The sequence below is a fragment of the Mycobacterium sp. 1165178.9 genome, assembly GCF_001673555.1.
In the GTDB taxonomy this organism is placed as follows: Bacteria; Actinomycetota; Actinomycetes; order Mycobacteriales; family Mycobacteriaceae; genus Mycobacterium.
In genome coordinates this window covers 1-6,516 of the sequence record NZ_LZMB01000239.1, presented here as the reverse complement: position 1 = coordinate 6,516, position 6,516 = coordinate 1, and the positions used below count along the sequence as shown (strand labels likewise).

The following is a 6,516-nucleotide window of genomic DNA, read 5'->3' as shown; positions in this document are numbered from 1 at the left end:
CAGGACACTCAGCGCGCTCTGTCGATCGCTTACACCCCCGGCGTGGCACAGGTCAGCCGTGCGATCGCCGACGACCCCGCCCAGGCTGCCCGCTACACCTGGGCGAACCGGCTGGTGGCGGTGGTCAGCGACGGCAGCGCCGTGCTGGGCCTGGGCGACATCGGGCCGTCGGCGTCGCTGCCGGTCATGGAGGGCAAGTGCGCCCTGTTTCGGGCGTACGGCGGGCTGAACGCCATCCCCATCGTGCTGGACACCAAGGATCCCGACGCGATCGTGGAAACGCTGGTGCGCCTGCGCCCGACGTTCGGCGCCGTCAACCTCGAGGACATCTCGGCGCCGCGTTGTTTCGAGATCGAGCGTCGCCTCATCGAGGCGCTGGACTGCCCCGTGATGCACGACGACCAGCACGGCACGGCGATCGTGGTGCTGTCCGCGCTCATGGGCGCCAGCAAGGTGCTCGGTCGCGACATGGCCTCGCTGAAGGTGGTGGTGTCCGGAGCCGGTGCGGCCGGTGTCGCGTGCACCAATCTCCTTATGGTGATGGGTGTTTCGGACATCACGGTGCTCGACTCGCGGGGGGTTCTGCACACCGCTCGCGACGACATGAACGACGTCAAGATGGCTCTGGCGCGGCGCACCAACCCCGTCGGCCTGACCGGCGGCCTGGCCGAAGCCATTCGGGGTGCCGACGTGTTCCTGGGGTTGTCGGGGGGCGTGGTTCCCGAAGAGATGATCGCCACCATGGCGCCTGACGGGATCGTGTTCGCTCTGTCCAACCCCGATCCGGAGATCCATCCGCAGATCGCGGCCAGATACGCCGCGGTGGTGGCCACCGGGCGTAGCGATTTCCCGAATCAGATCAACAACGTGCTTGCCTTCCCCGGCGTGTTCCGCGGCGCGCTGGAAGCCGGCGCGCGCCGGATCACCGAAAAGATGATGGTCGCAGCTGCCGAGGCGATCTTCTCCGTCGCCAGCGACGACCTCGCGCTCGACCGGATCGTCCCCAGCCCCCTGGACACCCGGGTCGGGGATGCGGTCGCCACGGCGGTGGCACTGGCCACGGAAGCCTCAGACACTTCCGTCGCCGGGGGGTGAGAATCGCCAGGCTGGCGGCGCCGGTGCTCGCCGCTGCACTCGCTGTGGCCGGTTGCGGACCCGGCACGGGCGACCGTCGTGCCAGTGCCGAAGTGGTGGTCGGATCCCGGGCTGACGCCGACTCGGCGCTGCTGGCCGGCGTCTACGTCGCCGCCCTGCGGTCTTACGGTTTCGGTGCGCGGCCCGCAACGGCGCCCGACCCGAAACCGCAATTGGATTCCGGCGCGTTCACCGTCGTCCCCGCCCTCACCGGCCGCACGCTGCAAGCCTTTCAGCCCGGCGCGACGGCCATGTCGGACAAAGACGTCTACCGCGCAATGATCGCTGCGCTGCCCGAAGGCGTGGCGGCGGGCGACTACACGACGGCCGCCGAAGACAAGCCCGTGTTGCTGGTCAGTCGGCCCACCGCCAAGGCGTGGGGCGGTAGTGACGTCAGTGCGGACTTGAGCACGCTGCCCCGCCACTGCGACGGTCTCATTGTCGGGACCGTCGCCGGTCATCAGGAACCGTCGACGATCGGCTCCTGCCGGCTTCCCCAGCCACGCGAATTTCCCGATGGCGCAACAATGTTCGCCGCAATTCAGACCGGGCAGCTGACGGCGGGGTGGACCACCTCGGCCGCCCCCGACATTCCCGGCGACCTGGTCGCGCTGGCCGACGGCAAACCCGCACTCATCCGTGCCGAGAATGTGGTGCCTCTTTATCGCCGTAACGCGCTGAGCGATCGGCAGTTGCTGGCGATCAACGAAGTGGCCGGCGTGCTGGACACCGCGGCGCTGGTCGAGATGCGCCGGCAAGTGCGTACCGGCGTCGACCCGCAGGCGGTGGCGGACGGCTGGCTGGCCGAGCATCCGCTCGGCCGCTGACGGTCAGACTTTTGGCATCAACCGGCCCATGACCGGGCCGAAGAGCTGCTGGTAATACGGGCCCGCCACCCGCACCATCACGTCCAGGAGCTTAGCGTCCGTGCCGACCAGGACCCGGGCCTTCTTCTTTCGGACCGCGTCCAGGATGATCTTGGCGGCGCGTTGCGGGCTGGTCCTGGCGAGCCGCTTGTCGAACAGCTTCGCGAGCTGTTCGGGGACCAGCCCCTCGGCGGCCGTCGCGTTGCGCGCGATCGCGGTCTTGATGCCGCCCGGGTGCACCGTGGTCACCGCCACCGGGTGGCCGGCAGCGGCCATCTCCTGCCGCAGCGCCTCGGTGAAGCCGCGCACGGCGAACTTGGCCGAGTTGTAGGCCGCCTGCCCGGGCACCGAGAAGAGCCCGAACACGCTGGACACGTTGACGACGTGCCCGTCGCCGGAGGCGATCAGGTGCGGCAGGAACGCCTTGGTGCCGTTGACGACGCCCCAGAAGTCGACGTCCATCACCCGTTCGATGTCCTTGAACTGGCTGACTTCGACGTCGCCGGTGAACGCGATGCCGGCGTTGTTATAGATCTGGTTGACCTTGCCGAAGTGCTCCCTGACGCCGTCGGCGTAGGCCAAAAAGGCCTCCCGCTCGGTCACGTCGAGGCGATCGGACTTGAACGACGCGCCGATCGCCTTGAGCTGCTCCTCGGTGTGGGCCAGGCCCTCCAGGTCGACGTCGCTGATCGCGACTTTGGCGCCCGAGCGGGCCAGCTCCACGGCCAGCGCCTGTCCGATACCTGAACCCGCGCCCGTCACTACCGCGACCTTGCCGGCGAACCCTTGCATGAGCACCCTTCCTTATCGGCACGTTTGCGTCGAGGCTAGCCGGTACCAGCGGTCCCCGGTTCCCGCGGGGTCGCGGACCCAGCGGGCGTCGCGGTCAGCCGAAGGCCGTGTCGATGATCTCCTGCTGCTCGACCGCGTGCACCTTCGACGAGCCCGACGACGGGGCCGACATCGCCCGGCGCGAGATCCGCTTGATACCGGTCAACTTGTCGGGCAACAGCTCTGGCAGCTCCAGCCCGAATCGCGGCCAGGCGCCCTGGTTGGCCGGCTCCTCCTGCACCCAGAAGTACTGGTTGACGTTCGGGTAGCGGTCCAGCGTCTCTCCCAGCCGGCGCTTCGGCAGCGGGGCGAGTTGCTCGATCCGCACGATCGCCACGTCTTCGCGGTTGTCCTTGGCCTTGCGGGCCACCAACTCGTAATAGAGCTTGCCGCTGGTCAGCAGGACCCGGGTGACCTTGCTGCGATCACCGATGCCGTCCTCGTAGGTCGGCTCTTCGAGCACCGAGCGGAACTTGATCTCGGTGAAGTCCCGGACGTCGCTGACCGCCGCCTTGTTGCGCAGCATCGACTTCGGCGTGAACACGATCAGTGGCCGCTGCACGCCGTCGAGGGCGTGGCGCCGCAACAGGTGGAAGTAGTTGGACGGGGTCGAGGGCATCGCGATCGTCATCGAACCCTCCGCCCACAGCTGCAGGAAGCGCTCGATGCGGCCCGAGGTGTGGTCGGGACCCTGGCCCTCGTGGCCGTGCGGCAATAGCAGCACGACGTTGGACAGCTGGCCCCATTTGGCCTCACCGGAGCTGATGAACTCGTCGATGATCGACTGCGCGCCGTTGACGAAGTCACCGAACTGCGCCTCCCACAACACCAGAGCGTCCGGGTTGCCCACCGTGTAGCCGTACTCGAAGCCGACGGCGGCGAACTCCGACAGCGGTGAGTCGTAGACCAGGAACTTGCCGCCGGTAGGGGTGCCGTCGGCGTTGGTCGCCAACAGCTTCAGCGGCGTGAATTCTTGGCCGGTGTTGCGGTCGAAGAGCACCGAGTGCCGCTGGGAGAAGGTGCCGCGCCTGGTGTCTTGCCCCGACAGCCGCACCAGCTTGCCCTCGGCCACCAGCGAGCCCAGCGCCAGCAGTTCGCCGAAGGCCCAGTCGATCTTGCCCTCGTAGGCCATCTCGCGGCGCTTCTCCAGCACCGGCTGCACCCGCGGGTGCGCGGTGAACCCGTCCGGGACCGCCAGGAAGGCGTCGCCGATGCGGGCCAGCAGCGCCTTGTCTACCGCGGTGGCCAGGCCCGCAGGCAGCATCTGGTCGGCCTCGACCGATTCGCTCGGTAGCGCGCCGTGTTTCTCGAGCTCGCGGACCTCGTTGAACACCCGCTCCAGCTGGCCCTGATAGTCGCGCAGCGCGTCCTCGGCCTCTTTCATCGAGATGTCGCCGCGGCCGATCAGGGCTTCGGTGTAGCTTTTACGGACGCCGCGCTTGATGTCGACGACGTCGTACATCGCGGGGTTGGTCATCGACGGGTCGTCGCCCTCGTTGTGCCCGCGCTTGCGGTAGCACAGCATGTCGATGACGACGTCCTTCTTGAACTCCTGCCGGAAGTCGACGGCCAGCTTGGCCACCCACGCGCAGGCTTCCGGGTCGTCGCCGTTGACGTGGAAGATCGGCGCCCCGATCATCTTCGCGACGTCGGTGCAGTACTCGCTGGACCGCGAGTACTCCGGCGCGGTGGTGAAGCCGATCTGGTTGTTGGCGATGATGTGGATGGTGCCGCCGACGCGGTAGCCGGGCAGGTGGGTCAGGTTCAGGGTTTCGGCGACCACGCCCTGGCCGGCGAACGCGGCGTCGCCGTGCAGCATCATCGGCACCACCGAGAAGGCCTTTTCGTCCCCTTGGTCTTCGGCGCCGTGGTCCAGCAGGTCCTGCTTGGCTCGCACCAGGCCCTCCAGCACCGGGTCAACGGCTTCCAGGTGCGACGGGTTTGCCGTCAGCGACACTTGAATGTCGTTGTCGCCGAACATTTGTAGGTACACACCGGTGGCGCCCAGGTGGTACTTGACGTCGCCGGAGCCGTGCGCCTGTGCCGGGTTGAGGTTGCCCTCGAACTCGGAAAAGATCTGCGAGTAGGGCTTGCCGACGATGTTGGCCAGCACGTTGAGGCGGCCGCGGTGCGGCATGCCGATAACCACCTCGTCGAGTCCGTGCTCGGCGCACTGGTCGATCGCCGCGTCCATCATGGGAATGATGCTTTCCGCACCTTCCAGCGAAAACCTTTTCTGGCCAACGTATTTGGTCTGCAGGAAGGTTTCGAAGGCCTCGGCCGCGTTCAGCTTGCTCAGGATGAACTTCTGTTCGGCCACCGTCGGTTTGACGTGCTTGGTCTCGACGCGCTGCTGCAGCCACTCCTGTTGTGAGGGTTCGAGAATGTGGGTGTACTCCACGCCGATGTGGCGGCAGTAGGCGTCGCGCAGCAGGCCTAGCACGTCGCGCAGCTTTTTGTATTCGCAACCGGCGAAGCCGTTGACCTTGAAGACGCGGTCGAGATCCCACAACGTCAGGCCGTGGTTGAGGATCTCGAGGTCGGGGTGGCTGCGGAACCGGGTGCTGTCCAGGCGCAGCGGATCGATGTCGGCCATCAGGTGCCCGCGGTTGCGGTATGCCGCGATCAACTCCATCACCCGAGCGTTCTTGTCGACGATCGAGTCGGGGTTATCGGTGCTCCACCGCACCGGCAGGTATGGGTTGCCCAGCTCGCGGAAGATCTCGTCCCAGAAGGCGTCCGACAGCAGCATCTCGTGGATGGTGCGCAAGAAGTCGCCGGACTCCGCGCCCTGGATGATGCGGTGGTCATAGGTGGAGGTCAGCGTGATCAGCTTGCCGATGCCCAGCTCGGCGATGCGTTCCTCGCTGGCGCCCTGGAACTCCGCGGGGTACTCCATGGCGCCGACACCGATGATGGCGCCCTGGCCGTTCATCAACCGCGGCACCGAGTGCACAGTGCCGATGGTGCCCGGGTTCGTCAGCGAAATGGTAACGCCGGCAAAGTCTTCGGCGGTCAGCTTGCCGTCGCGGGCGCGCCGCACGATGTCTTCGTATGCGGTGACGAACTGCGCGAACCGCATGGTTTCGCAGCCCTTGATCCCGGCGACCACCAGGGAACGTTTGCCGTCTTTGCCCTGCAGGTCGATGGCCAGGCCGAGGTTGGTGTGCGCCGGCGTCACCGCGGTCGGCTTGCCGTCGACCTCGGCGTAGTGCCGATTCATGTTCGGGAACTTCTTGATCGCCTGCACCAGCGCATAGCCCAGCAGGTGGGTGAACGAGATCTTGCCGCCGCGGGTGCGCTTGAGCTGGTTGTTGATGACGATCCGGTTGTCGATCATCAGCTTGGCCGGGACGGCGCGGACGCTGGTCGCCGTCGGCACGTCCAGCGACGCCGACATGTTCTTGACGACGGCCGCCGCGGCGCCGCGCAGCGTCTGCAACTCGTCGCCTTCCACCGGCGCGGGAGCGGCGGCTTTCGCCGGTCGCGGCGCGACGCCATTGCCGGCGGCGGGCTTTGCGGTCTCGGCGGGCTTTGCGGTCTCGGCGGTTTGAGGTGTTCGGTCGTCCGGGACCGACAAGGGTGCAGGCGCCGCGGGAATGCGCTTGCGGAACAGAAGGATTGAGGCGAACTGCGGTCGTGAGCAACATAAGTTCACCATTCGGGCAAAACGAATGGCTGGTCG

3 protein-coding genes and 1 pseudogene are annotated in these 6,516 nt (G+C 67.1%); 2 read left to right on the top strand and 2 right to left on the bottom strand.

All coding sequences use genetic code 11. The features are described from left to right. A partial coding sequence (locus A5652_RS10985) for an NADP-dependent malic enzyme (RefSeq protein ID WP_067350499.1) occupies positions 1–1,095 on the top strand: 1,095 nt, incomplete at its 5' end. Further along, positions 1,092–1,961, top strand: coding sequence for a glycine betaine ABC transporter substrate-binding protein (locus tag A5652_RS10980; protein WP_067350492.1), 870 nt, complete (start codon positions 1,092–1,094; stop codon positions 1,959–1,961). The genes A5652_RS10985 and A5652_RS10980, both read left to right, overlap by 4 nt. 3 nt (positions 1,962–1,964) lie before the next feature. Here the strand turns inward: A5652_RS10980 and A5652_RS10975 are convergent, their stop codons facing one another. Both A5652_RS10975 and A5652_RS10970 read right to left on the bottom strand, forming a co-directional pair. After that, on the bottom strand, positions 1,965–2,792 hold the full coding sequence (locus A5652_RS10975) for an SDR family oxidoreductase (RefSeq protein ID WP_067350490.1): 828 nt from the start codon (positions 2,790–2,792) through the stop codon (positions 1,965–1,967). Positions 2,793–2,886: 94 nt separating this feature from the next. Further along, positions 2,887–6,423: pseudogene (locus A5652_RS10970) on the bottom strand (multifunctional oxoglutarate decarboxylase/oxoglutarate dehydrogenase thiamine pyrophosphate-binding subunit/dihydrolipoyllysine-residue succinyltransferase subunit); the annotation flags it as partial. Positions 6,424–6,516: the final 93 nt, after the last annotated feature.